This is a genomic window from Brevibacillus sp. SIMBA_040 (genome assembly GCF_046535075.1).
GTDB lineage: Bacteria > Bacillota > Bacilli > Brevibacillales > Brevibacillaceae > Brevibacillus.
In genome coordinates this window covers 1-276 of sequence record NZ_JAWRXI010000160.1, presented here as the reverse complement: position 1 = coordinate 276, position 276 = coordinate 1, and the positions used below count along the sequence as shown (strand labels likewise).

The 276-nt window shown below is 68.8% G+C and carries 1 protein-coding gene; it reads left to right on the top strand.

Going from position 1 to position 276, the window contains the following annotated elements; all coding sequences use genetic code 11:
* Window positions 1–276, top strand: a 276-nt coding sequence (locus SB752_RS32375) for a carboxymuconolactone decarboxylase family protein (protein WP_410719493.1), incomplete at both ends; no start/stop codon positions are given.

Below are 276 nucleotides of genomic sequence, written 5' to 3'. Positions count from 1 at the left end.
GCAGGCATGTGCTGCACGCCGGATACGCCGGACGACCTCGACGGCATTCCGCCCGAACTCGCGCGGTATCTCGACGCGTCGCACGCGCCGGCATCGCGGCATGAAGAAGCGCTTGATCGCGCGAAGGCGCGGTTGCTGACGGCCATCGCGTGCCTGACCTGCCTGTCCCGCAACGCGGATGCCGACGCACTCGTCATGCACATGCGCGAAGCGCTGTCGCTCGGTGCGTCGCGAGACGAGATCGTCGACGCGATCGCCGGCGCATTGCCCTACGCC